This window comes from Candidatus Levibacter sp. Uisw_134_01 (assembly GCF_047717795.1).
In the GTDB taxonomy this organism is placed as follows: domain Bacteria; phylum Pseudomonadota; class Alphaproteobacteria; order Puniceispirillales; family Marisalimonadaceae; genus Marisalimonas.
The window spans coordinates 1714845-1739639 of the sequence record NZ_CP159808.1 but is presented as its reverse complement, the minus strand read 5'-3'; the positions used below and the strand labels follow the sequence as shown (position 1 = coordinate 1739639).

General features: G+C 30.8%; 28 protein-coding genes. 17 read left to right on the top strand and 11 right to left on the bottom strand.

Going from position 1 to position 24795, the window contains the following annotated elements; translation table 11 throughout:
- From ABXT66_RS08910 to ABXT66_RS08900, 3 genes are read left to right on the top strand one after another with little or no spacing between them, the layout of a single operon-like run.
- A complete protein-coding gene (locus ABXT66_RS08910) occupies positions 1-912 on the top strand; it encodes a phytoene/squalene synthase family protein (protein WP_443643152.1) in 912 nt (303 codons plus the stop codon).
- A complete protein-coding gene (locus ABXT66_RS08905; RefSeq protein WP_443643151.1) occupies positions 905-1999 on the top strand; it encodes a lycopene cyclase family protein in 1095 nt (364 codons plus the stop codon). Before ABXT66_RS08910 ends, ABXT66_RS08905 begins: the two co-directional genes overlap by 8 nt.
- Entirely contained in the window at positions 1999-2823 is an 825-nt protein-coding gene (locus tag ABXT66_RS08900; protein WP_443643150.1) for a Brp/Blh family beta-carotene 15,15'-dioxygenase, read from the top strand. The genes ABXT66_RS08905 and ABXT66_RS08900 overlap by 1 nt, the downstream gene beginning before the upstream one ends.
- Before the next feature lie 2 nt (positions 2824-2825).
- On the opposite strand, the gene ubiA is transcribed toward ABXT66_RS08900, so the two are convergent.
- A complete protein-coding gene (ubiA, locus tag ABXT66_RS08895; RefSeq protein WP_443643149.1) occupies positions 2826-3749 on the bottom strand; it encodes a 4-hydroxybenzoate octaprenyltransferase in 924 nt (307 codons plus the stop codon).
- A gap of 76 nt (positions 3750-3825) precedes the next feature.
- Between ubiA and ABXT66_RS08890 the strand changes: the two genes are divergently transcribed.
- The gene (locus ABXT66_RS08890) at positions 3826-4590 is read left to right on the top strand and encodes a 16S rRNA (uracil(1498)-N(3))-methyltransferase (protein WP_443643148.1); all 765 of its coding nucleotides are present in this window, start codon (positions 3826-3828) and stop codon (positions 4588-4590) included.
- Positions 4591-4660: 70 nt separating this feature from the next.
- Complete coding sequence (locus tag ABXT66_RS08885; protein WP_443643147.1) at positions 4661-6007, top strand: glutamate--cysteine ligase; 1347 nt, start codon at positions 4661-4663, stop codon at positions 6005-6007.
- Positions 6008-6015: 8 nt separating this feature from the next.
- On the opposite strand, the gene tldD is transcribed toward ABXT66_RS08885, so the two are convergent.
- Positions 6016-7464, bottom strand: coding sequence for a metalloprotease TldD (gene tldD, locus ABXT66_RS08880; protein WP_443643146.1), 1449 nt, complete (start codon positions 7462-7464; stop codon positions 6016-6018).
- A gap of 259 nt (positions 7465-7723) precedes the next feature.
- Here tldD and coxB point away from each other — a divergent pair, with 259 nt between their 5' ends.
- From coxB to ABXT66_RS08835, 9 genes are all read left to right on the top strand, one after another.
- Complete coding sequence (coxB, locus tag ABXT66_RS08875) at positions 7724-8611, top strand: cytochrome c oxidase subunit II (protein WP_443643145.1); 888 nt, start codon at positions 7724-7726, stop codon at positions 8609-8611.
- Positions 8611-10218 (top strand): cytochrome c oxidase subunit I, encoded by a 1608-nt coding sequence (gene ctaD / locus ABXT66_RS08870; protein WP_443643144.1) that lies wholly within the window; start codon positions 8611-8613, stop codon positions 10216-10218. Before coxB ends, ctaD begins: the two co-directional genes overlap by 1 nt.
- 19 nt (positions 10219-10237) lie before the next feature.
- Positions 10238-11164, top strand: a complete 927-nt coding sequence (locus ABXT66_RS08865; RefSeq protein WP_443643143.1) for a heme o synthase — start codon at positions 10238-10240, stop codon at positions 11162-11164.
- 9 nt (positions 11165-11173) lie between these two features.
- Positions 11174-11317 carry a hypothetical protein gene (locus tag ABXT66_RS08860; protein WP_443643142.1) on the top strand — a complete coding sequence of 48 codons (144 nt, stop codon included), beginning with the start codon at positions 11174-11176 and terminating at the stop codon, positions 11315-11317.
- The gene (locus ABXT66_RS08855) at positions 11318-11854 is read left to right on the top strand and encodes a cytochrome c oxidase assembly protein (protein ID WP_443643141.1); all 537 of its coding nucleotides are present in this window, start codon (positions 11318-11320) and stop codon (positions 11852-11854) included.
- A 94-nt stretch (positions 11855-11948) separates the two neighbouring features.
- A complete protein-coding gene (locus tag ABXT66_RS08850; RefSeq protein ID WP_443643140.1) occupies positions 11949-12734 on the top strand; it encodes a cytochrome c oxidase subunit 3 in 786 nt (261 codons plus the stop codon).
- Positions 12735-12782: 48 nt separating this feature from the next.
- Entirely contained in the window at positions 12783-13535 is a 753-nt protein-coding gene (locus tag ABXT66_RS08845) for an SURF1 family protein (RefSeq protein WP_443643139.1), read from the top strand.
- On the top strand, positions 13519-14940 hold the full coding sequence (gene thrC / locus ABXT66_RS08840) for a threonine synthase (RefSeq protein WP_443643138.1): 1422 nt from the start codon (positions 13519-13521) through the stop codon (positions 14938-14940). Before ABXT66_RS08845 ends, thrC begins: the two co-directional genes overlap by 17 nt.
- The gene (locus ABXT66_RS08835) at positions 14937-16193 is read left to right on the top strand and encodes a M16 family metallopeptidase (RefSeq protein WP_443643137.1); all 1257 of its coding nucleotides are present in this window, start codon (positions 14937-14939) and stop codon (positions 16191-16193) included. The genes thrC and ABXT66_RS08835 overlap by 4 nt, the downstream gene beginning before the upstream one ends.
- A 6-nt stretch (positions 16194-16199) precedes the next feature.
- Here the strand turns inward: ABXT66_RS08835 and ABXT66_RS08830 are convergent, their stop codons facing one another.
- Positions 16200-16760: a YqgE/AlgH family protein gene (locus tag ABXT66_RS08830; RefSeq protein WP_443643136.1), complete on the bottom strand. Its 561-nt coding sequence runs from the start codon at positions 16758-16760 to the stop codon at positions 16200-16202.
- A 160-nt stretch (positions 16761-16920) separates the two neighbouring features.
- Here ABXT66_RS08830 and ABXT66_RS08825 point away from each other — a divergent pair, with 160 nt between their 5' ends.
- Entirely contained in the window at positions 16921-18795 is a 1875-nt protein-coding gene (locus ABXT66_RS08825; protein WP_443643135.1) for a protein-disulfide reductase DsbD family protein, read from the top strand.
- Between the two features lie 59 nt (positions 18796-18854).
- Positions 18855-19334 carry a peroxiredoxin gene (locus tag ABXT66_RS08820; protein WP_443643134.1) on the top strand — a complete coding sequence of 160 codons (480 nt, stop codon included), beginning with the start codon at positions 18855-18857 and terminating at the stop codon, positions 19332-19334.
- Positions 19335-19354: 20 nt separating this feature from the next.
- Here the strand turns inward: ABXT66_RS08820 and rnhA are convergent, their stop codons facing one another.
- From rnhA to ispH, 3 genes are read right to left on the bottom strand one after another with little or no spacing between them, the layout of a single operon-like run.
- The gene (rnhA, locus tag ABXT66_RS08815) at positions 19355-19792 is read right to left on the bottom strand and encodes a ribonuclease HI (RefSeq protein WP_443643133.1); all 438 of its coding nucleotides are present in this window, start codon (positions 19790-19792) and stop codon (positions 19355-19357) included.
- A complete protein-coding gene (locus tag ABXT66_RS08810) occupies positions 19789-20772 on the bottom strand; it encodes a homoserine kinase (RefSeq protein WP_443643132.1) in 984 nt (327 codons plus the stop codon). Before ABXT66_RS08810 ends, rnhA begins: the two co-directional genes overlap by 4 nt.
- 18 nt (positions 20773-20790) lie before the next feature.
- Positions 20791-21744, bottom strand: a complete 954-nt coding sequence (gene ispH / locus ABXT66_RS08805; RefSeq protein ID WP_443643131.1) for a 4-hydroxy-3-methylbut-2-enyl diphosphate reductase — start codon at positions 21742-21744, stop codon at positions 20791-20793.
- 84 nt (positions 21745-21828) lie between these two features.
- On the opposite strand from ispH, the gene ABXT66_RS08800 reads away from it, so the two are divergent.
- Complete coding sequence (locus ABXT66_RS08800; RefSeq protein ID WP_443643130.1) at positions 21829-22257, top strand: hypothetical protein; 429 nt, start codon at positions 21829-21831, stop codon at positions 22255-22257.
- Between the two features lie 2 nt (positions 22258-22259).
- Here the strand turns inward: ABXT66_RS08800 and ABXT66_RS08795 are convergent, their stop codons facing one another.
- From ABXT66_RS08795 to ABXT66_RS08775, 5 genes are all read right to left on the bottom strand, one after another.
- A complete protein-coding gene (locus ABXT66_RS08795) occupies positions 22260-22745 on the bottom strand; it encodes a F0F1 ATP synthase subunit B family protein (protein WP_443643129.1) in 486 nt (161 codons plus the stop codon).
- Positions 22746-22747: 2 nt separating this feature from the next.
- Complete coding sequence (locus ABXT66_RS08790; protein ID WP_443643128.1) at positions 22748-23329, bottom strand: F0F1 ATP synthase subunit B family protein; 582 nt, start codon at positions 23327-23329, stop codon at positions 22748-22750.
- Between the two features lie 62 nt (positions 23330-23391).
- A complete protein-coding gene (locus ABXT66_RS08785) occupies positions 23392-23619 on the bottom strand; it encodes an ATP synthase subunit C family protein (protein WP_020021630.1) in 228 nt (75 codons plus the stop codon).
- 41 nt (positions 23620-23660) lie between these two features.
- Positions 23661-24404, bottom strand: a complete 744-nt coding sequence (locus ABXT66_RS08780; RefSeq protein ID WP_443643127.1) for a F0F1 ATP synthase subunit A — start codon at positions 24402-24404, stop codon at positions 23661-23663.
- Between the two features lie 22 nt (positions 24405-24426).
- Positions 24427-24726, bottom strand: coding sequence for an AtpZ/AtpI family protein (locus ABXT66_RS08775; protein ID WP_443643126.1), 300 nt, complete (start codon positions 24724-24726; stop codon positions 24427-24429).
- Between the last annotated feature and the right edge of the window lie 69 nt (positions 24727-24795).

Here is a 24795-nt window from a genome sequence, read left to right as displayed (position 1 = left end):
ATGGATCAACATATTTCAAATGCTAAATTAACATTAAAAAAAAATGGTAAAAGTTTTTACTGGGCTGGTAAATTTTTACCTTCTGCATATATCGATAGGGCTTCTGAATTATATCAATTTTGTAGGGTTTTAGACGACATTGCTGATAGTGGTGAAAGAGGGTCATTACAAACATTAAAAAAAATAAAATCAAATTTTATAAATTATAAAGAATTAAAATTTAAAAATAATTATAATTTAAAATATCCAAGCTTTTTTAATATATATTCCAAAAAAGCAGCAACGCATCTAATTGATGGGTTAATTTTAGATCAAAGCACTGTATTGTTTAAAGAAGAAGAAGAGTTAATTCAGTATTCATATTATGTGGCGGGAACTGTTGGTCTAATGATGTGTGATGCTCTTAAATGTAAAAATAAAGAAGCTTATTTATTTGCTATTGATCTTGGAATAGCTATGCAACTTACTAATATTGCAAGAGATGTTTTAGAAGATGCAAAAATGGGAAGACGTTACATACCAGGTTCATGGATAAATAATATTTCTCCAAATGCCATGATACAAGGTGTAAATGATAATAATACAGAGATATTTAGAACAGTTTCTTTTGGTATAAAAAAATTATTAAATCTCGCAGAGAAATATTATTATAGTGGAACTCAAGGGTTAATCTTTCTGCCATTGAAAACTAGAATAGCAATTTCAATTGCATCGGGTGTATATAGACAAATAGGTATTCAATTAAAATTAAAAAATTATTGTTGGTACAATGGAAGGCAAGTAACGTCAAATATAACAAAAGCAAAAGTCACTTTTTTTAAAATAATTGAAGAATTTGTTAGAAACAAAAATAAAAAAAATCATGATCCTGAACTACATAGGTTTTTAAAAGAGATTATTGTAAGTGAGTAGTAAAGAAATAAATATCATTGGTGGTGGTTGTGCGGCATTTTCATTAGCTAGGTTTAACAATTTATTACCACAATATAAATTTAATTTATTCTTGAAGGAGCAACATCAACCTATAAACGATCATTACTGGGGATTTTGGAAATTTAAAGAGAATCAAGAAGCTTACGATAATTCTTATTGTTCCTGGAATAACTGGGCTATAATAACTAGTAATTCAAAGAATATATTATCTTCAAAAAAACATCCTTATTGTGTTATTAAAAGGCAAAAATGGTTAAATTTTTGTCTAAGTAAGCTTCAGAATAAACAAGTAAATCTATTTAATAGAAAAATTTTAGAAGATAACGAAGAGTTATTTGATGGAAATTATAAGTTAAATGGGGACTATATTTTTGATAGTAGGCCGCCTAAAATGCCATCAAATATTTTATTGCAACATTTTGAGGGTTATGTAGTTAATTCAAAAGATGAAATATTTGACGATAAAACTGTTATTTTAATGGACTTTAGGTGCGATCAATCTAAGGGTATGCACTTTATCTATCTTCTTCCATTCAGTAAAAAAACTGCTTTAGTGGAATCCACCATGTTTTCAAAACACTTGGAGTCCAATAATTTTTACGATAAAGCAATTTTAAAATATTTAAAAAAATATTATAATTTAAAATCGTTTACAAAAAGCAATCATGAAAAAGGAATAATCCCCATGCATGATGTATCTTTAATGTCAAAAAAAATATTTAATATTGGAACTAGAGGAGGCGCTGTAAGGCCCTCTACAGGATATGCATTTACGTTTATACAAAAACAAGTGTTACAAATAAAGGATCAGTTGATTTCAGGTAAAAAAATTAATACTAACATTCATTCCAAAATAGATTTATTTTTAGATAAAATTTTTATTCGAGTTATAGATAAATATCCTGAAATAGCCCCAACTATATTTTCTAATTTAGCAAAAAATATAAATGGTGACGAAATGGCAAGGTTTATGTCAGGTAATTGTGATTTTAAAACCAATTGGAAAATAGTTTTTTCAATGCCCAAAATACCCTTTATTAAATCTTTTTTTAAAATTATATTTTAATGATGTTAGATCTTTCTTTAAATTTGATTGATTATGTATCATTGTTTTTAATTATATTTGTGGGCATTCCTCATGGAGCTCTAGACGGTGCAATTTCCATTACATTAGGTTGTTCTAAAAGAGTTATATTACAGTTATGTTTTTTTGGAGCCTATATATTAGTTTCAGCTAGTGTAATCATAATGTGGTATTTTTTTCCAGTAGTTAGCCTTATCTTTTTTTTATTTATAAGTATTTTCCATTTTGGTTGTGGTGATTTAGATTGGAAAAAAAATAAAACTTATTTGATAAATGGCTACTTCCATGGCGGTTTAGTCGTATTAGGTATTATTTTTTGTAATAAACTCGAGGTTAGTTATTTTTTTTCTGTCTTATCAGGTAATCAATTATCATTATTATGGACATGTTTATATTTAGGGATAATTCTTTGGTTAAGTGCGTTAACTTTCATTGTTTTTAATTTTAAAAAGATGAAATTATCTAGAAATTATATAAGTTTAATTATTATTATGATCGTATTTATTACTCTGCTTCCTCCATTACCTGCATTTGCCATTTATTTTTGCTTGATACATAGCTTTAATCACATAAAAAGAGTTGTTCCTACTTTGCTTAATTTCATGGAGAAAGGTAAAGCCATATCATTAATGATTACTCTTTCAGTTTTAAGTTGGTTAGGTGGAGCAGTTGCTCTTTATTATGTTTTAAATTTAAATATTTTTCCTGAGGCAATTTTAAAAGTGACATTTATTGGTTTAGCTGCATTAACATTCCCACATATGATTTTAGTAGATGGGTTTTTCAGGTCAAAATATAAGATATAATTTTACTGCATGAAATTAATATAATTACCTAAAGAAGAAATCGACAAAATCAAACCAACTGTTACATTTGATTTAAATATTTTAAGGGGGGCATACTTCTTTAAGTCATTTAATTTTAGGATTTGATTGACAAAATGACATCCAATTAAAGTTACACCTATAAACCAAAAAAAACTAGCTTCTAAAAGATATCCACCTATTAACAATAAAATAAATGTAAAAGAGTACATACATCCTACAAACGTACTTAGAAAGTTTTTAGCTGATACAGCTGAGTTTTGTATTCCAAAAACTTCGTCTTCACTTTTGTCTTGGCAACCATATATGGTGTCATAACCAATGATCCAAAATACTGTAGCAAAATACATTATAAAAATACCAATGGTCCATTCTTGATTTGCAGCTGACCAAGCTGTTGGCACAGACCAACTAAATGTTAAACCTAAAATGATTTGAGGCCATTTAGTAAATCTTTTTGCTAGGGGGTAAATTATAACTAGGGGGAGGGAAGATAATGCGACATACCACGTATTTATATTAAGTTGGTATAGACAAATTATACCAATTAATAGCATAAAAGCTAAGAAAAAAAATGCTTGTTGATTTGATATGTCTCCATTAGCAATTGGTCTTTTTTTTGTTCTAGAAATTTTTTTATCAATATCCTTGTCCCATAAGTCATTTATAGTGCAGCCTGCTGCTCTCATAACTACAGCTCCTATAAGAAATATGATCATTAGTTTTATACAATTTATAAACTTTATATCAGTAAGGGCCAACACCCACCAACCAGGTAATAAAAGTAACCAAAATCCAACGGGTCTGTCAAATCTTCCTAACCTTACCCACTTTAACAATTTCTTAGGTAAAATGTTCCACCATCCGTTTTCTATGATATCTGAATTATTAAATTTTGGTGTATTCATAAATAATGGCATATCATTATAGTGTGATTAAAACAATTGTTGGCTAAATTAATTTTAAGAATATAGGTTCATTAAGATGAAAGACTTATCATACAAAGCAAAAATTAGGCTATATGTAAATGGCAAGCTAGAGGTTCATCAAGAAATAAAAATTCAGTCAAAACAATTGCATTATTTAACTAACGTTATGAGAAGAAAAAGAAATGACATATTATCAATTTTTAATGAGGTTGATGGAGAATTCACTGGTAAGATAATAAATGATTCAAAAAGAAACCTGACAATAAAGCTTTTACAAAAAATCAAGGATCCTGAAAAAAAAGCAGATATATGGGTTGTCTTTGCGCCTGTAAAGAAAAGTTCCACAGACTTTATTATTCAAAAAGCAACAGAGTTAGGCGCTTCTTGTTTAGTGCCAGTTATTACGGAGAGAACTATAACAAGAAATATAAATTTAAAAAGGATGCAAGAAATAGTTATTGAGGCATCAGAACAATGTGAAAGAATTACGATACCTGAAATTAAACCAATTCAAAAGCTTGCTGATGTGATTTGTTCTTGGAATAAAAACAGAAAGATTTTCTATGGTGATGAAACTGAGCGCAACCAAAAAGAAGAAAGGTCTTTTAACAATCAAGCTTTATTTAATCCATCTGGAGCTATTTTAATGGGACCTGAAGGAGGATTTTCTCAAAATGAAATAAGTTTTCTAAAATCAAAAGAATTTGTTGTTCCAATAAACTTAGGGCCAAGGATATTGAGATCTGAAACGGCAGTTATAAGTGGTTTAGTTTTCTGGCATATAATGAATGGTGATATGAAAGAATATATTATAAATTAATATTTTAATATTATGTTGTATTTTCTAATTTTTCTTCTTAATAATTATTTGAAATATAGATGAGGACTGAATGTCAAAACTAGAAAAAAATGACCTAATCGATTGGTTTGTATCAGGAGAAAAACCAAGAGAAGACTGGAAGATAGGTACTGAACATGAAAAGTTTGTTTTTCATGAAGATAGTTTTAAAAGAGTTGGTTATTTCGGTAAATCAGGTATTAGTGAATTGTTTAATAAGCTGGCTGAAAAAAATAAATGGGAAAAAATCCTTGAAAATAATAATACAATTGCTTTAAGAGATCACACAGGTGCTTCCATATCTTTAGAACCTGGTGGTCAATTAGAATTATCGGGGAAGCCCCTTGAAAACCTTCATCAAACCTGTAAAGAGACAGGTTTACATTTAAAGATGATGAAAGATGTAATGAGTGAGTTAGGGTTGTCTATGATTGGATTAGGTTATGATCCAAAGTGGTCACGATCTGATCAAAATTGGATGCCCAAAGGCCGATATGAAATCATGAAAAATTATATGCCTAAAGTTGGGAATCTTGGGCTTGATATGATGCTTCGAACTTGTACAATTCAAGTTAATCTTGATTATTTTAGTGAGCAAGATATGGTTCACAAATTTCAAATATCTCTTGCTCTTCAGTCAGTTGCAACAGCTTTGTTTGCAAACTCCCCTTTTATTGAAGGGCAGGCAAGTGGCTATTTATCTTCAAGAGCCATGGTATGGACTGATACTGATTCTGATAGGACAGGTGTTCCAGGAATAGTATTTGACCCTAATTTCGGTTACGAATCTTGGTTGAATTATATCCTTCAAGTGCCAATGTATTTTATTTATAGAGAAGGAAAATATATTGATATTTCGGGGCAATCATTTGTAGATTTTATGGATGGAAAACTAAGAGGTTTTGAGGGTCAATATCCAACTATGAAAGATTGGGAGGATCATATAACTGTTGCTTTTCCAGAAGTTAGGTTAAAACAATATCTTGAGATGAGAGGCGCAGATGGAGGTCCTTGGAATATAATTTGTGCTCTTCCAGCCCTATGGGTAGGTCTGTTATATGATGATGAATCGCAAGCGGAAGCTTATGATTTAGCTAAGCCTATAATGAGTAAAGACGTGTTGGAGGGAGGAAGACTTTCAGCTTCTAAATTAGCTTTAGGTGGTAAAATTGGAGAAATTTCTATTGAGCATCTTGCAAATGAAATGTTAAGAATTTCAAGCTCTGGGTTAGAAAGAAGAAATGTTTTAGATCATAAAGGTATGGACGAAAGACAGTTTTTAGATCCTTTATTTCGTATTTTACAAAACAAAGAAACAGGAGCAGAAAAACTAATCAAGAAATATAACACTACATGGAATAAAAATGTAAATAAAATTTTTACTGAGAATTCTTATTAGTTGTGAAATTAATTAGTATCTGTCCCGCCAATAGTTATGCCGCCCATCAATAGAGTTGGTTGACCCACTCCAACGGGAACACCTTGGCCATCTTTCCCGCATGTACCTATTCCATCGTCTAAAGCTAAATCATTACCAATCATAGATATTTTTGACATGGCATCTGGGCCATTACCTATAAGTGTAGCTCCTTTAAGGGGTTGTTTAATATTTCCATTTTCAACTAAGTATGCCTCAGAGGCTGAGAAAACAAATTTGCCATTTGTAATGTCTACTTGTCCACCTGCAAAATTAACTGCATAAATACCTTTTTTAAGAGAACTTATAATTTCTTTTGGGTCTACACTTCCATTATCCATGTAAGTGTTTGTCATTCTTGGCATAGGATAATGTGAATAGGATTGTCTCCGACCATTTCCAGTAGGGTTCATTTTCATTAAGCGAGCGTTTTGCCTGTCTTGCATATAGCTTTTCAAAACACCATTTTCAATCAAGATATTTTTTGATGAGCGAGTTCCCTCATCATCAATAGTTATAGAACCTCTTTTATTTTCAATAGTCCCATCATCGATAACAGTAACTCCATCAGCTGTTACTTTTTCACCAATTTTTCCTGAAAAAATTGATGTACCTTTTCGATTGAAATCACCTTCCAAGCCGTGGCCGACTGCTTCATGTAGCATAACTCCTGGCCAACCAGGCCCAAGAACCACAGGCATTTCTCCTGCAGGAGTTGGAATTGATTCAAGATTGGTGTTAGCAATTCTTAGCGCTTCTTTGACTTGTCCCTTCCATCGATTTGAATTAATCCATTCCTCATATTTGCCTCGGCCACCACATCCTGAGCTTCCTGTTTCTCTTCTGCCATTTTGTTCAACAACAAGTGAAACATTAAGTCTTACCAAAGGTCTAATATCTGCAGACCTTTCTCCATCAGCCCTAATGATTTGAATTGCTTGATATGAAGCGGATATTGAAGCTGAAACTTGTACAACTTTACTATCTAAAGATCTTGCATAATTATCTATTTCTTCAAGAAGCTCTGTTTTTATATTAAAGGAAGTTTCTTCAATGGGGTTTAGTGAGGTGTATAAAGGTTTGTTAGTGCCATGAGAAGGAGCTGGAGCCATTATACCAGTATAATTTTTTGATACAGATTTCACTGTCTCTGACGCTCTTTTAAGAGAAGATTCACTGATTTCTCCAGAATGAGCAAAACCTCTAGCCTCACCAGCTATTGCTCTTAATCCAAAACCCTTGGTACTGTCATATGAGATATTTTTCATTCTACCATCGTCGAAAGAAAATGACTCTGATTTTGTAGACTCTAGGTACAATTCACCGTCGTCAGCTTTGTTAAGAGTGTCAGATAATATAGATTTAACTTTAGTTAGATCAAACTCATTATTTTCAAAAAAAATATTATCTGTGATTTCCAGTGGTGATTTGTTTTGCATATGTAAACCTATTAAATTAGAAATATAGTACCTAAAATGACAGTCTGGCAATTATTATGCAAGGTTAAATCTGAAATAAATATTTTTTTTAGATTGTATTAAAATTTTATGTATAAAGTTAAAATAATTTGTTATTAGATCTAGTATTTTACTTGAAAAAGTTCTAAGTAATACATAGTTAATTCAATTAATTTTTTAAGATTAATAATATTGGATCAAATATATTTTGGTTATATATATTGTTTGAGGAGCGAACATAATGAAAATAAATATCCAGATACTTCTGTGTAATTGGAATAACAAGTTAATTTTTTGTTTATCGGGCTTACTTGCTTTTATTTTTTCTATTTCTAATTCAGCCTCTGCCTCTGAGCCAAAACCTTGGCAAATGGACCTTCAACCACCTGCAGGTATTATTGCAGAAAAGGCAACTGATCTTCACAATTTTCTCTTAATTGTTATAACCCTAATTGCTGTTTTTGTTTTAGGATTATTAATATATGTTTGTATCAAATATAAAGAACAGCCAGGTGTTAAACCTTCAAAAACATCTCATAATACTATAATAGAAATTATATGGACAGTAGTTCCTGTACTAATATTAGTTGTAATAGCTGTTCCATCATTCAAATTGTTATATCTTACAGAAGCAGACAAGCCTGTGGACATGGTAATCAAAGTATCTGGAGCTCAGTGGTATTGGAATTATGAATATCCTGACCAAGAAATTTCATTTGATTCATATATTATTGCAGAAGCAGATTTGAAAGGTGATCAAAAGAGGATGTTAGACGTTGATAATCCTCTAGTTGTACCTGAAGGTACAAAAATAAAATTCTTAATCACTGGTAATGATGTCATGCATTCATTCTTTGTTCCATCATTAGCGTTACAAGTTTACTCAATAGCGGGTAGAATTAATGAAATTTGGACAGAAGTACCTTTAGGTAAGAAAAAATATTATGGACAATGTAATCAAATCTGCGGCGTTAATCATGCATATATGCCAATTGTTATTCAAGCACTGCCAAAAAATGAATATGAGCAGTGGTTAAAAGAAGCTAAAGTAAAATTTGCTAATAAAATAAACAGTAGTCCTAATAAATTAGCATTCCTGGAAAAAAAAGAAGTTAAGGAGATTAAATAATGGCAACATTGTCGAAAAGTTCGGATACAATATCAAGCCATGATCATCATGGAGCACCATCAGGTTTTGTAAAGAGGTGGCTTTACTCCACTAACCATAAAGATATAGGAACTATGTATATCATATTTGCTATAGTTGCAGCGTTTATCGGTGGTGGAATGTCCATTTATATGAGGATGGAGCTAATGAATCCAGGTGTTCAGTACATGGCTGATGGACATATGTGGAATGTTTTTACTACAGCACATGGCCTTATAATGGTTTTCTTTGTTGTAATGCCAGGATTAATAGGTGGTTTTGGAAATTGGTTTGTTCCTATAATGATAGGTGCTCCTGACATGGCCTTTCCAAGGATGAATAATATTTCATTTTGGTTGTTACCTCCAAGCTTTGTATTACTTCTCTTATCTGCTGTCGTGGATGGTGGAGTTGGTGTAGGTTGGACAATTTATCCACCACTTTCAGGCTCTGCTGGTTCACCAGGTATGGGAATGGATTTAGCAATATTTTCACTTCATCTGGCTGGTGCATCTTCAATATTAGGAGCCGCCAATTTTATCACAACCATTTTTAATATGCGTGCCCCTGGGATGACACTTCATAAAATGCCATTGTTTGTTTGGTCCATGTTAGTTACAGTTTTCTTATTATTACTAGCTATACCTGTATTAGCAGGTGCAATAACAATGCTTCTCACAGATAGAAACTTTGGAACAAGCTTCTTTATTCCAGAAGGTGGTGGAGATCCAATTTTATTTTTACATTTATTTTGGTTTTTTGGACATCCAGAAGTTTATATAATGATTTTGCCTGCTTTTGGAATTGTTAGCCAAATTATATCAACTTTTTCTAGGAAACCTGTTTTTGGCTATTTAGGGATGGCATATGCAATGGTTTCAATTGGTGTGATTGGTTTTGTTGTTTGGGCTCATCACATGTATACAGTCGGTTTGTCTGTTGATACTAGAGCATATTTTACTGCTGCTACAATGGTCATAGCTGTTCCAACAGGAATTAAAATATTTTCATGGATTGCTACAATGTGGGGTGGATCTATAGTATTTAAGATTCCGATGTATTGGGCACTTGGTTTTATCTTTTTGTTTACAGTTGGTGGAGTTACAGGTGTGGTATTGGCAAATGCTGGTTTAGACATAGTTTTACACAATACATATTACGTTATAGCCCACTTTCATTATGTTTTATCACTTGGTGCCGTTTATGGTTTGTTTGCTGGTTTTTATTATTGGTTTTCAAAGATGACAGGTTATGAATACAGTGAAAGTCTAGCTAAAGTTCATTTCTGGGTTACTTTTATTGGCGTAAATTTAACATTCTTTCCAATGCACTTTTTAGGACTTGCCGGAATGCCGAGACGATATGTAGATTATCCAGATGCATTTGCTGGATGGAACATGGTTGCCTCAATTGGTTCATACATAGGTGCTTTAGGTGCAATCATATTCCTAGTTGTTATTGTAGAGGCATTTGTTAAAAAACGAAAAGCTTCAAAAAATCCGTGGGGTTCTACTGATAATACTCTAGAATGGACCGTATCATCACCACCTGCTTTTCATACTTTTGCAGAAATTCCTAAAGTTAAATAAGGTTTATTTAAAATATAAAATGCCGGTTATAACAGCTAATAGAAACGAAATAGTTCAAGGTGAGGAGGTCTTTGGCTCACCATTAGATTATTTTAAATTAATGAAACCTAGAGTTATGTCTTTAGTTGTGTTCACAGCTTTTGTTGGTTATTACACAGCAATACCAGTTCAAGGTTACAGCATTAATCCAGCTTTGGCATACATTGGTATTTTTGCCATAGCCTTAGGAGCAGGTGCCTCAGGTGTACTTAATCAATGGTATGATAGAGACATCGATGAGGTCATGGTTAGAACTAAAGGCAGACCAATTCCTTTAGGCAAAATTCTTCCATCTGAAGCGTTTTCTTTTGGCATTATTTCTTCAATTATATCAATTATGATTTTAGGCTTAGCCGTAAATTGGTTAGCAGCAAGCTTGTTAGCTTTTACAATCTTTTTTTATGCAGTTGTATATACAGTATGGCTTAAGAGACATACTGTTCAAAATATTGTTATTGGTGGTGCAGCTGGAGCTTTCCCTCCAGTAATAGGTCAAGTTTGTGCAACAGGTAATGTATCTTTAGAGTCAGTTATTTTGTTTATGATAATATTTCTATGGACACCACCACATTTTTGGGCATTAGCTATAATCAAAAAAGATGATTATGAAGCAGCAAAAATACCTATGCTTCCTATTGTTGCGGGTGATAAAGTTACAAGAAAAAATATTCTGATATACTCATGTCTATTAATACCATTTTCTTATATGCCTTGGGCATTAAATTATGCGGGAACATTTTACTTTATTACAATTTCTCTTTTAGGCTTTGAGTTTTTAAGAAGAGCTATTCTTTTATATAGGAAGAAAGAAGGTTCTGAAAAAAGTCTTTTTTTATATTCAATTTTTTATTTAAGCTTTATTTTTGCTGGTATATGCTTGGATAAATTTATTTTAAATAATTTTTAGTAAAGTGTCATGAAACCTAATAAAAATGATGATTACATTAAAACTTTTTATGCAAAAAGAAAATCAAAGAATATTGCTGTCTTATTAATAATAATAAGCTTGGTTGTACTTTTCTTTCTTATAACAATTTTAAGAATGGATATAACAGGATAAATGACGGTAAGTTTGTCAAAAAAAAATAATAATGCTTTGCGATGGACCTTTGTTGTTGTCTTTTTTATGCTCGGCCTTTCATTTGCCTCCGTGCCCTTATATGATTTGTTTTGCAGAGTAACTGGATATGCAGGAACTGTTCAAAGAGCCTCTTTAGCACCAGGTTCCAACGGTCAATATAATAATGTCCAAATTAGATTTGACTCTAATATATCACCGGATTTAAATTGGGAATTTAGATCTCCTAAACAAGAAATCTTAGTTCAGCCTGGTGTCCAGGAGATAGTCTATTATACTGCAAAAAATTTATCTGATGAAGCATCCACTGGAACAGCGGTTTTTAATGTTTCCCCGCCTAAGGCAGGAGGTGTGTTTATGAAAGTTGATTGTTTTTGTTTTGTAAAACAAACTCTGAAACCAGGTGAAGAAGTTAAGATGCCAGTATCATTTTATGTTGATCCTAGTATTAATGATGATGAAAATACTAAAAATTTAAAGGAAATCACATTATCATATACATTCTACAATGCTAATTAAGATTACGTTGAATTAAAGTAAGGATATTAAAATAATTTACTAGACTAAACCAAGTTAAAATATATATAAAAGTATATGAATTAAGGAGAGAGTAATGAGCGGTGAACAAAAACATCAATATCATTTAGTTGAACCAAGTCCATGGCCAGCATTAGGTTCAGCGGCTGGTTTTACTTTATTCCTGGGTCTTACTTTGTTTATGCACGAGTATCCTTATTCAATATATGTTTTAATGGCTGGTTTGTTTATGGTGCTTGCTACTATGTTCTTTTGGTGGAGAGATGTTGTAAGAGAAGCAGAATATCAAGGTCATCATACTCCAATTGTTCAGATTGGTATGAGATACGGAATGATATTTTTTATCTGTTCAGAAGTCATGTTCTTTGTTGCTTTTTTTTGGGCTTTCTTTGATTCTAGTTTATATCCAGATACAGGAGTTTGGCCACCTGCTGATATTGTTGCTTTAGATCCTTTTGATCTACCTTTAATAAACACTCTAATCCTTCTTTTATCAGGTTGCACAGTAACGTGGTCTCATCATGCATTACAGCATAATAATAGAAAAGATTTTATAAGAGGATTAGTTTTAACAATAATTTTGGGAGCTATTTTCACTGCTGTTCAGGCTTATGAATATCAGCATGCTACATTCGGATTTACTGATGGTATATATGCCTCAACATTTTATATGGCAACTGGTTTTCATGGTTTTCATGTTCTAGTTGGTACAATATTTTTAACTGTATGTTTGTTTAGGGGGCTTAAAGGACATTTTTCACCAGAGCATCATTTTGGTTTTGAGGCTGCTGCATGGTATTGGCATTTTGTTGACGTGGTTTGGTTATTTTTATTTATTTGCATATACTGGTGGGGAGGTTGATAAGTATAAATTAGTACTTATCAAATAATTGGAGCTTTCAAACAAGTAATGAACATATATTTCAGGCCAATGTTATGGCCATCAATTGTTTCAGCAATAGTTTTCTTAATTTTGTTATCTTTTGGAACATGGCAAATTAAACGATTATTTTGGAAAGAGGCTTTAATAGAAAGATATTTGTTACAAAGCCAATCTAATCCAATCAAAGATCAAACTCAATTGAAAGACAATAATGTTGACGAATTTAAATCAATTGAAATTCAAGGATCTTTTTTACATAATAATGAAATATATATTACAGGTAAGACTTTCGAAGGTAATGCAGGCTTCCATGTCATAACCCCTTTTAAACTAAAAAATAACACTGTAATACTAGTTAATAGAGGTTGGGTGTCTGAAGGTTATAGAGACCCTGAAAAGAGAAAATTTAGTTTAATTAAAGATAATATTATTTTGAAGGGTATAATAAGATATCCTCAAAAAAAAGGTTATTTTGTTCCAGAAAACGATGGGAAACAAGGTTTTTGGTTTACAATAAAACCTTTACAAATATTTAATTTTTTAGAACTACGCTTTGATAATTTTATCACAAGTTACTACATTGACGCATTACGTCAGGGAAAAAAACTAACTCTGCCAATTGGCGTTACAGGTAAACCTAAATTAAGAAATCAACATTTATCATATGCTATAACTTGGTATGGGTTAGCTTTATCATTGTTGTTTGTATATTTTTCATATCATGTGTCTGTAGGAAGATTGCATTTTAAAAAGAAAGTTTATAATGCTAAATCAGATTAAATACTTAAGCACGAGGGGTGGTGAATCTTCGCTCTCATACGAAGATGTTCTCTTATCAGGGTTAGCAAGAGACGGTGGTTTATTTATGCCTGAAGAATGGCCTAGATTTAGTCTGTCAGATCTTAATGATATGAAAGGCCTTAGTTATGCGGAATTAGCTTGTAAAATTATGAGCCCTTTTATGTCGCCTTGTCTAACTGAAGATGAAGTCTTAAAAATGTCAGAAGATACTTATTCGAATTTTAATAATGATGATGTGGCGTCATTGCATAAGTTCGAAGATAATTTACATATATTAGAATTATTTCATGGTCCAACTTTAGCGTTTAAAGATTATGCTATGCAATTTTTATCTAGAGCTTTTAATAAAGCTCTCCAAAATAAAAACAAAAGAGGAGTTATTCTAGGCGCTACTAGTGGTGACACTGGTTCTGCTGCTTTAGAAGCGTTTAAAGGCAAAGAAAATATTGATATTTTTATACTTTTCCCTCACGGAAGGGTGTCTGAGGTTCAACAAAAACAGATGACTTGGATTAATGAAAAAGGTGCCTATGCACTATCAGTTAAAACAGACTTTGATGGTTGCCAGGAAATAGTCAAAGACTGTTTTGAAGACTTGACATTTAAAGATCAATATTCTTTGTCAGCTATTAATTCTATAAACTGGGTAAGGCTTTTGCCTCAAATAGTTTATTATTTTTATTCAGGGTTAAAAGTTGGAGCTCCAGATCAAGAAATTGCTTTTTCAGTTCCTACAGGTAATTTTGGAAACATATTAGCTGGCTGGATGGCTAAAAAAATAGGCCTTCCAGTTTCAAAATTAATATGTGGATCAAACCAAAACGATATATTAACAAGGTTTTTTAACAATGGTATAATGGAAAGAAAGAATGTAGTTCCTTCATTTAGTCCAAGTATGGATATTCAAGTGTCTAGCAATTTTGAAAGATTATTATTTGAAATATGTGATAGAGATCCACTTCGAGTTAAAGAGCAAATGGACACGTTCAAAAAGACTGGTAGTTTTCAAATTTCACAAAATGAAATGTCAAAAGTAAGTAATTTATTTTCAGCTTACATGGTGTCAAACGATGAAACCTTAGATATAATTAAAAAAGCATACACAAATTACAATTATATTTTAGATCCGCATAGTGCTGTAGGTTATGGGGCTGCTCAGAAGGCTTTAAATGATAAAATAATAAATCATGATATGCCGTTAGTTTCGCTCGCTTGTGCGCATCCTGCTAAGTTTCCAGATATAATAAGCAAAGCTAATAACATTCTACCAGAACTTCCACCTCACCTGAAATTTATGATGTCAAGTGAGGAAAAATTTCAAATTATAGATCCAAGCGTCTTAGACGTTCAACATTTTATTAAATCTAATGTGAGACTGATATGAACGCAAATTACAAAATTCTAGATACTGGATTAACAGTGATTACAGATCCAATTGATATTAAAAGTACTTCTATTGGTGTGTGGGTTGGAGCTGGAAGTTCAAAAGAAACTTTAGATCAATGTGGGATTGCTCATATGTTAGAACATATGGCTTTTAAAGGTACTAAAAATAGAAATGCAGAAACAATAGCTAGAGAGATAGAAGACGTAGGTGGTGATATAAATGCTTATACAAGTAAAGAAGTAACAGCTTACTATTTAAAGGTACTTCATGAAAACACAAAATTAGGTGTTGATATTTTATCAGACATAATAAAAAACTCAACATTACCCAAAGATGAAATAGAACGAGAAAGAGGTGTTATAATATCAGAAATTGGACAATCTTTTGACGCTCCAGACGATAGGGTATTTGAAAATTTTACTTCAACTGCTTTTAAAGATCAATCTATTGGGCGACCTATATTAGGAACAAAAGAAACGGTAAGTAATTTCAAACAATCTGACCTTGCATCATTTTTTACTAAGCATTATGCCCCTGAAAATATGGTAGTAGTTGCTTCTGGCAATGTTAAATCAGAATGGCTTTATAAAAATGTTGAAGAGAAATTTTCGGGTATCAAACATAATTATCAACATACTAAAATCAAAGCTGATTGGAAGACAGGATTTTGTGGTGAGGATAGAGAATTAGAACAAACTCAATTAGTTTTAGGTATTGAAGGTTTAAATAATATAGATGTTGATAGGTACTCACTTCGAGCATTAGCAATTATTCTTGGTGGTGGAATGTCCTCAAGGCTATTTCAAGAGATAAGAGAAAAAAGGGGACTATGTTATTCAATCTTTGCTTTTACTCAGATGCAAATTTCATCAGGTGTGTTTGGTTTTTACGCAGGAACTTCACCTGAAGATGGAAATAATTTATTAGATGCAAGCTTAAATGAATTGAAAAAAATCAAGAATTCTATTACTGAGTCTGAGCTTCTCAGAGCAAAAGCTCAAATGCGTTCTGGGTTCATAATGGGTCAAGAAAGTAATAGCTCAAGGGCTGAATATTTAGCTAAAAGTATGATTAATTTTAGGAAATTAATAACAGCTAAAGAAGTTTTAGAAGAAATAGACAATATATCTATAAGTTCAATTCAAAATGTAATTGATAGATTATTTAGTTCAGCAGAACCTGTTTTATCAGTAATAGGTCCTAATGCTTCATCTTATGAAAATCTAGATATTATGTCTTTATTACAATAGAAACAATCAGGCTTTTCCTGAAAAATTTACTAATTTATTGGGATCTATACCTATATCAATAAGTGATTTATTCCATAAAGATGTTTTTGTATCTTTATAAAATATTAAATTTTTGTTTGAATTTGTGATTATCCATGAATTTTGTAATATTTCATTATTAAGTTGTCCTTGATCCCAAACTGCACAACCAAGGAATATCCTTGTGTCTACGGGAGATAAACCATTTGAAACGTCTTTCAAAATATCTTCTGAAGTGGTTATACAAACTTCTTCTAAGATTGTTTCAGACGTTTTATACTTTTTTTCATTGGAATGTATTATAAATCCTTGATTAATATGTACGGGGCCACCAAAGAAAGTTGTTTCAGTCTTAATATCGGATTTACCATTTATTTTCATTTTTTTTAAAAGTTGTTGTGTATCGAAATTATAAAGAGGTTTATTTAATATTAAGCCCATAGTCGCGTCGTTGGAATGTTCACAGATTAAAATAACTGCGTTACGAAACCTTATATCTTCTAAGCCTGGAGAAGCAATTAAAAGTTTACCTAAGAACTCTTGATCCATATATGTTATTCCAATAAGTTAATTATATTTAAATAATATCCGAAAAGAAATAATGTACAATCATGTAATTAATTTGAATTTTAAAAAAACAGTAATCATTTTTCTAAGTTTTATATTTTTTTATATTGTAAATTTGGGTGTTTGTTTTTCTAATGTTCTATTGCCAAATAAATTTTTTGAAAATAATGAAAATTATAATTTTGTTCAATTTGATCTTTTGTTTGGAAAAAAATACGAGCAAGAACCTTCAAAAATATTATTAGGTTTAAAAGTAACATTATCTCCCAAATGGAAAATATATTGGAGAAATCCTGGTGATGCAGGGCTCCCTCCTGAAATAAATATTCAAAGTACTAATAACATTAAATCCGCTTATTTGTTGTTTCCATCTCCTAAAAGGTTTAATTTTTACGATATAGAAACTTTTGGTTATGATGAGGAAGTGATTTTTCCTTTGATAATTAAGTCATTAGATAATTCTAATAGTATATCAGGTATATTAGAATTAAATGCTCAAGTATGTTCTGAAATTTGTGTTCCAGTTAATCATAAATTTAATTTATCAAACATAAATTATTCTAATAATATTTCATCAAGTTTAGAAAAAATTTTGTTGTATAATTCAACAGTTCCAAAACTTCTAAAAAATAATCAGTTAAAACTTATGTCAACCGTTGTTGAAAATAATAATCTTAAATTAAGTTTTCTTAATGATCTTAACATCAAACCTACTGATATTATTGTTGAAGATATCAAAGGTAATATTTATCAAAAACCAATTTATTCATCGAGAAATAAAACTTTAGAAGTAATCATAGATATTAATACGATTAATGCAGATTTTCTAAAAAAATATATAAAATTAACATTTTTAACAAACGATATTAGTTATGAAACTATAATTACAAATTCTATAAAATTAAAAAATAACAATCTAGATTATAAAAATAATTCAAATTCAAATTCATATTTAGGTTTTGAAATAATTGTGATTGCATTCTTAGGCGGTATAATTTTAAATTTTATGCCATGTGTCTTGCCTATACTATCTCTAAAAATGGTTCAGTTAGTTAGTTATAGAACTATAAAAAAAAATATTTATACGAATAAAATATTTTTTAATATATTAGGAATATTAACGACATTTTTGCTGTTTGCGATAACTGCTCATCTAATTAAAACTGCAGGCAATCTGATTGGTTGGGGAATACAATTCCAAAATCCGTATTTCATTTTTTTTATGATTATACTAACATTGTTTTTTTCATTAAATTTATTTGGTGTTTTTCAATACTTTATACCGTCAAAAATTTTAACTGTTCTATCTTATAGAAAAGAAGGTTTTATAGGAGATTTTTTAACGGGTATGTCTTTAACTCTTTTAGCAACTCCTTGCACAGCGCCTCTTGTTGGAACAGCAATAGGGTTTGCTTTATCAGGAAATGCTGCACAAATTTATACAATTCTTTTGATTATGGGAATAGGCTTATCAACCCCGCTCATATTAATATTGGTATTTCCAAAAATAATCTCATTTATTCCAAAACCTGGTAATTGGTTAATTATATTTAAAAAAATAATGGGTTTGTTGCTTTTGTTAACTACTGTATGGCTTATTAGCATTTTTGTAGAATTGAATAGTAACACAAATAAAAATTCTAAAAATTATAGTGATAATGAATTAATAATTAATTGGGATATAGATAATAATTTCAATTTACCAGACGAATTAGTAAAAAAAGGAAATATTGTCTTTGTAGATGTTACGGCTGATTGGTGTTTAACATGTTTGGTTAATAAAAGTTTAGTTTTAGATACAGAACGAGTAAATCAATTATTTATAGAAAATAATGTTATTACTCTCCGTTTAGATTGGACAAAGCCGAATGAACATATAAAAAAATTTCTAGTAACTAATGGTCGATTTGGTATTCCATTTAATAAAATGTATGGGCCATCAATAAGTAATGGAAGAATTTTACCTGAACTTTTGAGTTTAAAAATAATAAGAGAATATATTGAGATTGCTAAATAAACTTATTTTAAAATTTTTGTAAATAGTTTAATTATATTAAAACTATAAGGGGTCATAAAATGTCGATTAAAATTGGAGATAAATTTCCTGAAGGTGTATTTAGAGTAAAAGGTAGTGATGGTATAAAAGAAATTACTACAGATGAATATTTTGCTAATAAAAAGGTTGTTTTGTTTGCATTACCAGGAGCGTTTACGCCTACTTGTTCAGCTAAACATTTACCTGGTTTTATTAATAATGTTAGTTCATTTATTGATAAGGGTATCTCAAATATTGCATGCATGGCCGTAAATGACCCTCATGTGATGCAAGCTTGGGGAGAAGTCAGCGGTGTTGATAATAAAATAGACATGTTATCTGATTCTGATTGTTCTGTTGCTGTATCTCTAGGTTTAGACATGGATTTTGGCAAAGTTATGGGGCATAGGTCAAAAAGATTTGCAATGGTAGTTGACGGTAATATTATCACTCACCTTTTTGTAGAGGAAGTTGGAGCCTTTGAAGTTTCATCTGCTGAAAATGTACTTAGTAATTTATAATAATCTTTTTATCTTATAATTTAAATATTCATAGCTTTTACAGCAAGTTGGTCTGCAATTTCATTATAATGATTACCTGAGTGTCCTTTAACCCAAAACCATTGTACATTATGGAATTGAACTATTTTATCTAGTTCAATCCATAGTTCTTTGTTTGCTACAGGCTTTTTATTGGCAGTTTTCCATCCATTATTTTTCCAATTAATTATCCATATATTAATACCATTCTTTACATATTGTGAATCTGTGTATAATTCAATTTCACTTGGTTTATTAATTGATTTAAGAGATTCTATTGTAGCAGTTAGTTCCATCTTATTATTTGTGGTTACGTTTTCTGCACCAGACAAATATTTTTCTTCACCGGTATTTCGATTTATTAAAACAGCTCCCCATCCACCTATTCCAGGGTTACCAGAACAAGCACCATCAGTATAAATCTGTAATTTATTATTCATTTTAGGCTCTCATCATAATTTTGATTAATTACAAGCTGTTTATGGTGTCTTAACTTTATTATGTACTCGTTTGGATTTTTAGGAACGACAGAAGCACTTTTAGGAGTATGAACCCAATCGTATAACCTTGTTAGTAAGAACCTCATTGCAGCTGCTTGACAAAGGAGTGGCAAATAAAATAGTTCTTTTGTACTTAAGTTTCTTAAAGAACAATAACCTTTAATTAATTTATCAAATTTTTTATTATTAAATGTTTGATTATCTTCAAAGCACCAAGCGTTTACAGCTATAGCAAGGTCATAAGCAAGGATATCATTACAGGAAAAATAAAAATCTATAACACCAGATATTTTATTATCATCAAAAAAAATATTATCTGGGAACAAGTCTGCATGGATAAAGCCTTGAGGTAATGCATTAGGCCAATATTTTTTACAGAAGTTAAATGAATCTTGTATTTCTTCTAATATATTAGGTTCTATCTTATTTAAAGTACTAGTAGATATGGTCTCACTACAATTTTTTATTAACTCATCCCAGCCTGATATTGAAAGTGAATTTTTCCTTCTTCCTTGGAAGTTATTACTTTTAATATGCATAGAGGCCATATAAGAACCTACGTTGAAACAGTCTTCTTTTGTTACTATCGTTTTAGATTTCCCATTAAGAAAACTCACTATAATAGCCGGTTTATTTTGTAAATGTTGGAGATAGTTTTCCTGAATATCCATAATAGGGTTTGGACAAAGAAACTCTCGACTACTTAAATATTTCATAATATTTATAAAAAAAGGAATATCTTGTTGATCAACTCTTTTTTCAAAAATTGTAAGAATATACTTACCTTTTGAAGTTTCTAAATAAAAATTACTATTTTCAATTCCCTCAGTTATTCCATTAAAATGGATTAATGTTCCAATGTTATATAATTTTAGGAAATCAATTATTTGTTCTTCATTTAATTTAGTATAAACAGCCAATTTTAAATCCTAGTTACTTTATCTTAACATTTTAGGTAAATTGAATTTTACATTTTCTTTTGTCACTTCATGATCTAAGAGATTAACTTCAAAGTTTTTCTTTAGCTTTGATATTAACACTTGAACTAATGTTTCTGGAGCTGATGCTCCTGCTGTTAAACCTATATTTGGCGTAGTATGGGCTTCAAAAGTATTGAGAAACTCTTCTAATGTCTCTATGTCTGGTATGAGTTTAGCTACTTTAACACCGTGAGCTATAGCTACTTCAACTAATCGCAAAGAATTAGATGAGTTTTGTGCACCAATTACTAAAATTATATCACAAAGTTTAGCCATAGATTTAACAGCAGTTTGCCTATTAGTAGTAGCGTAACAAATATCTTCAGAGTTAGGTCCCTTAATATCTGGAAATCTTGATTTTAAAATTTTAAGAATTGCTGCTGTGTCATCCAACGAAAGTGTTGTTTGTGTTGCATAGGCTATTTTATTGGTCTCTGATACTTTAACATTAAGTGCGTCTGCTTCCGTCTCAATTAAAGTAACAAATTCTTTTGGCACTTGTCCCATTGTTCCAGTAACTTCAGGATGGTTTTTATGACCAACTAGTAAAATATGTCTTCCAAGATTGTAGTGTCTTACCGTTTCATTGTGTACCTTAGTAACTAAAGGACATGTTGCATCAATAGATATCATTTTTCTTTGATTAGCCTCGTTAATGACAGATTTTGCAACGCCGTGGGCTGAAAATATTATTGGTCTATCAACTGGAGCTTCATTAACCTCTTCAACAAATACAGCTCCTATTTTAGCCAAAGAATTTACCACGTCCTTATTATGAACTATTTCATGTCTTACATAAACGGGTGAACCAAATTTTTTAATTGTTTCCTCAACAATTTTCACAGCTCTGTCAACACCAGCACAAAAACCTCTTGGAGATGCTAAATATAAATTTATATTTTGTTTCTTCATACATAACTTTTGATGTATTACATTGTATACGTCAATAGAGATTTATGACGTATTAACATTTTTTATATATAGGGGTAATTAATTATGATGAATCGTTTTATTTTTCCTTTTTTATTAATGTTTTCAGGTTGTTCAACATTTAAGCAGGAAGCTGTAGATTGTCCAAATTTAACTTCACCTAAAAGTGCTGCTGAAATAATAGCTAAGTCTGAGAACCAGTCACCCGTTTATATTGGAATTAGAGGAATTACAACATACTGTTCGAAGGCTTCCCAACATATTGAGATGAGTGTTTCTGTAAACATAAGGGCTATTAGAAAAGACATAACCATAGATGATTATGTTCCCCTTAAGTTATCAATTGTGTCTGTTGATAAAGACTTTAATGAGTACGATCGCGATGAACTATCATATTCACAATTTTTATTATTAGGAAGCAAAACCGTTGACAGAAAAACTGAGCTTAATCTAGACGTCCCAAGGGATGGAGAAGTTTTTCTAGGAATCAAATAATATTAGTTTAAAAAAGATGATTTTATTTGATTTGAAGATTTACTAATAATATTATTATTTTCTTTTTTATCCAAATTAGATTCTATAAAAACTTTAGAAGATTCTATAATTATAGACCCTGTTATCTTTTTAATATTATTTACAGCCTCTGTTTCTAATGCCATTATTTTTTGCTTAGCCTGCTCTTCCCTTCGTTTAATTATTTCTGAACAACTAACATTAGCATCTTCTCGAATTTTTTTTGCAGCATCTTGTGCATCCTTAATGATTTGTTCGGCTTCATTAGAAATATTTTTTTGAGACTGTAAAGATTTTCTTAATTCTTCTAGTGCTTCTTCTTTAAGTGATTTAGCTTCTTTTAATTCATTTTCAATTAATAGTGATCTACTATCTAAAATTCCTGTAATTGCTCTACTGGCTTTTCTCCATACCAATGCTATAAAGATTACAAAAGCTATAGCAACCCATGCTGTTTCATCAAAATACATTTTTATTTCTCCGTTAATATGTTTTTAGATGCGGCTTTTACAACTTGTTTGAGATTAGCTTTATCATGATTGATATTTGTAAATTTTTTAACTATTTCAATAATTATTTCATCAGCACTATTTACAATGTCAGAAATTATATCTTTCTGTAATTCTTGAATATTTTTGTCGGCCTTAGATATTTTTGAGTTAATTTTTTTAGCAATGTCATGTTCTGTTTTTTCTATAGATAACTTAGAATCAGACAAAGCTTCATTAATAAGCTTTTGTGATCTTAATTTAATATCTTTTTGATGATCTATTATTTCTTGTTTAATCTTCTCATTTTCTTGAGTAGACGCTTTTGCCTTAACTAAGTCATTTTGAATATTAGTTTCTCTTAAATTTAATATTGATTTGATATTAGGCGCAACCAAGAAGCTCATCAAAAAGTACCCAATAATTAAAGATATCACTGCCCAAAACATAAGGGATGGATATGTACTTAAATCTAATTGAGGAAGTCCAGCCTTTGTATCACTTGCATGAACAATACTTGAACTCATTAAAGTAAAATAAAAAAATAACTTTATAAAGTATGACATTTAATAATCTTTAAAATTTTTACCTGCAGTGATTATCCTGCAGGTAAAGAGTTAAATTAATTTTAGAATGTGAAAAGAAGTAGTAAAGCTATAACTAAAGCAAACAATGCAACAGCTTCTGTTAATGCAAAACCTAAGATTGCTATTCCAAAAACTTCATTCTTTGCTGCAGGGTTTCTACCAACAGCTGTAACTAATGATGCAAAAATATTTCCAATTCCTACTCCAACTCCAGCTAACGCAATAACAGCTAATCCTGCTCCTATTAATTTTGCGGCATCCATTTCCATTTTTATTTCCTTTCGTTGATTGATATAATTTTAGTTATGAATTAATGTAAGTGTAATGCATCATGGAGATACATACACGTTAAGATACTAAAAACGTATGCTTGTAAAGCAGCCACAAGGAACTCAAGTCCTGTTAATCCTATTACCGCCATTAAAGGCAGAATGGCTCCAACTTTTAATATTCCACTTGCCGATCCCATCATTATTATTAAACCAGCAAACACTTTCATCATTGTGTGACCGGCAAGCATATTAGCGAACAGCCTAACGGACAGACTTATTGGACGAATAAAATAAGATATGATTTCAATTGGGATTAATAGAGGAGCCAATCCAATTGGCACACCTGATGGAAAAAAATAAGTAAAAAATTTAAATCCATGTTTAAATAAAGCAATTATGGTGACACCTAAGAATATTATTGCAGCAAGTGTAAAAGTTACTGCTATTTGAGATGTAAAAGTATAACTATATGGAATCATTCCCAATAAGTTACCAAACAAAATAAACATAAAAAGAGTAAATATAAACGGAAAATAAACCTGACTTCCTTTCCCAGCATTTTCTTTAACCATATTAGCTACAAACTCATAAGACATTTCTACAAGGGCTTGAAATCTATTAGGAACTAAAGACTGTTTTCTAGCACCAAAATACAAAAATCCAGCTGACCCTATAATAGAAAGCATCATGAATAAAGAAGCGTTGGTAAAAGATATATCAACACCCATGAGATTCAACTCAAAAAGTGTTTTAATTGTAAATTGTTCTACTGGTGAATTCATTTTAAACTTCTTTGATTAATAATTAAAAGTAACCAATTTTTAAACCCTTGCCACTTACAACTCTCCACAAATTAAGAATTCCAGCAGCGCCGCCTAAGAGGAAGAAAAGTATTAAGAACCAAGGATTAGTATCTAACCATTTATCTAAGGTCCATCCTATACATCCACCTATTAACAAACCTGCTAACAATTCTGTAGCAACTCTGGAAAAAGTGTTTAATAAATTTTGGTTATTTTCTTTGTTTTCGTGTTTATTTTCCTTTTTTGCTAAAGCAGCATCTATTCTATCTGATAATTTATCATTGTTATTAAATGAGCTCATATTATACTCTCACATACAAGTTATAAGCGTGATTAAACTATTTTGAGCTAACCAATAAGTCAAGAGTTT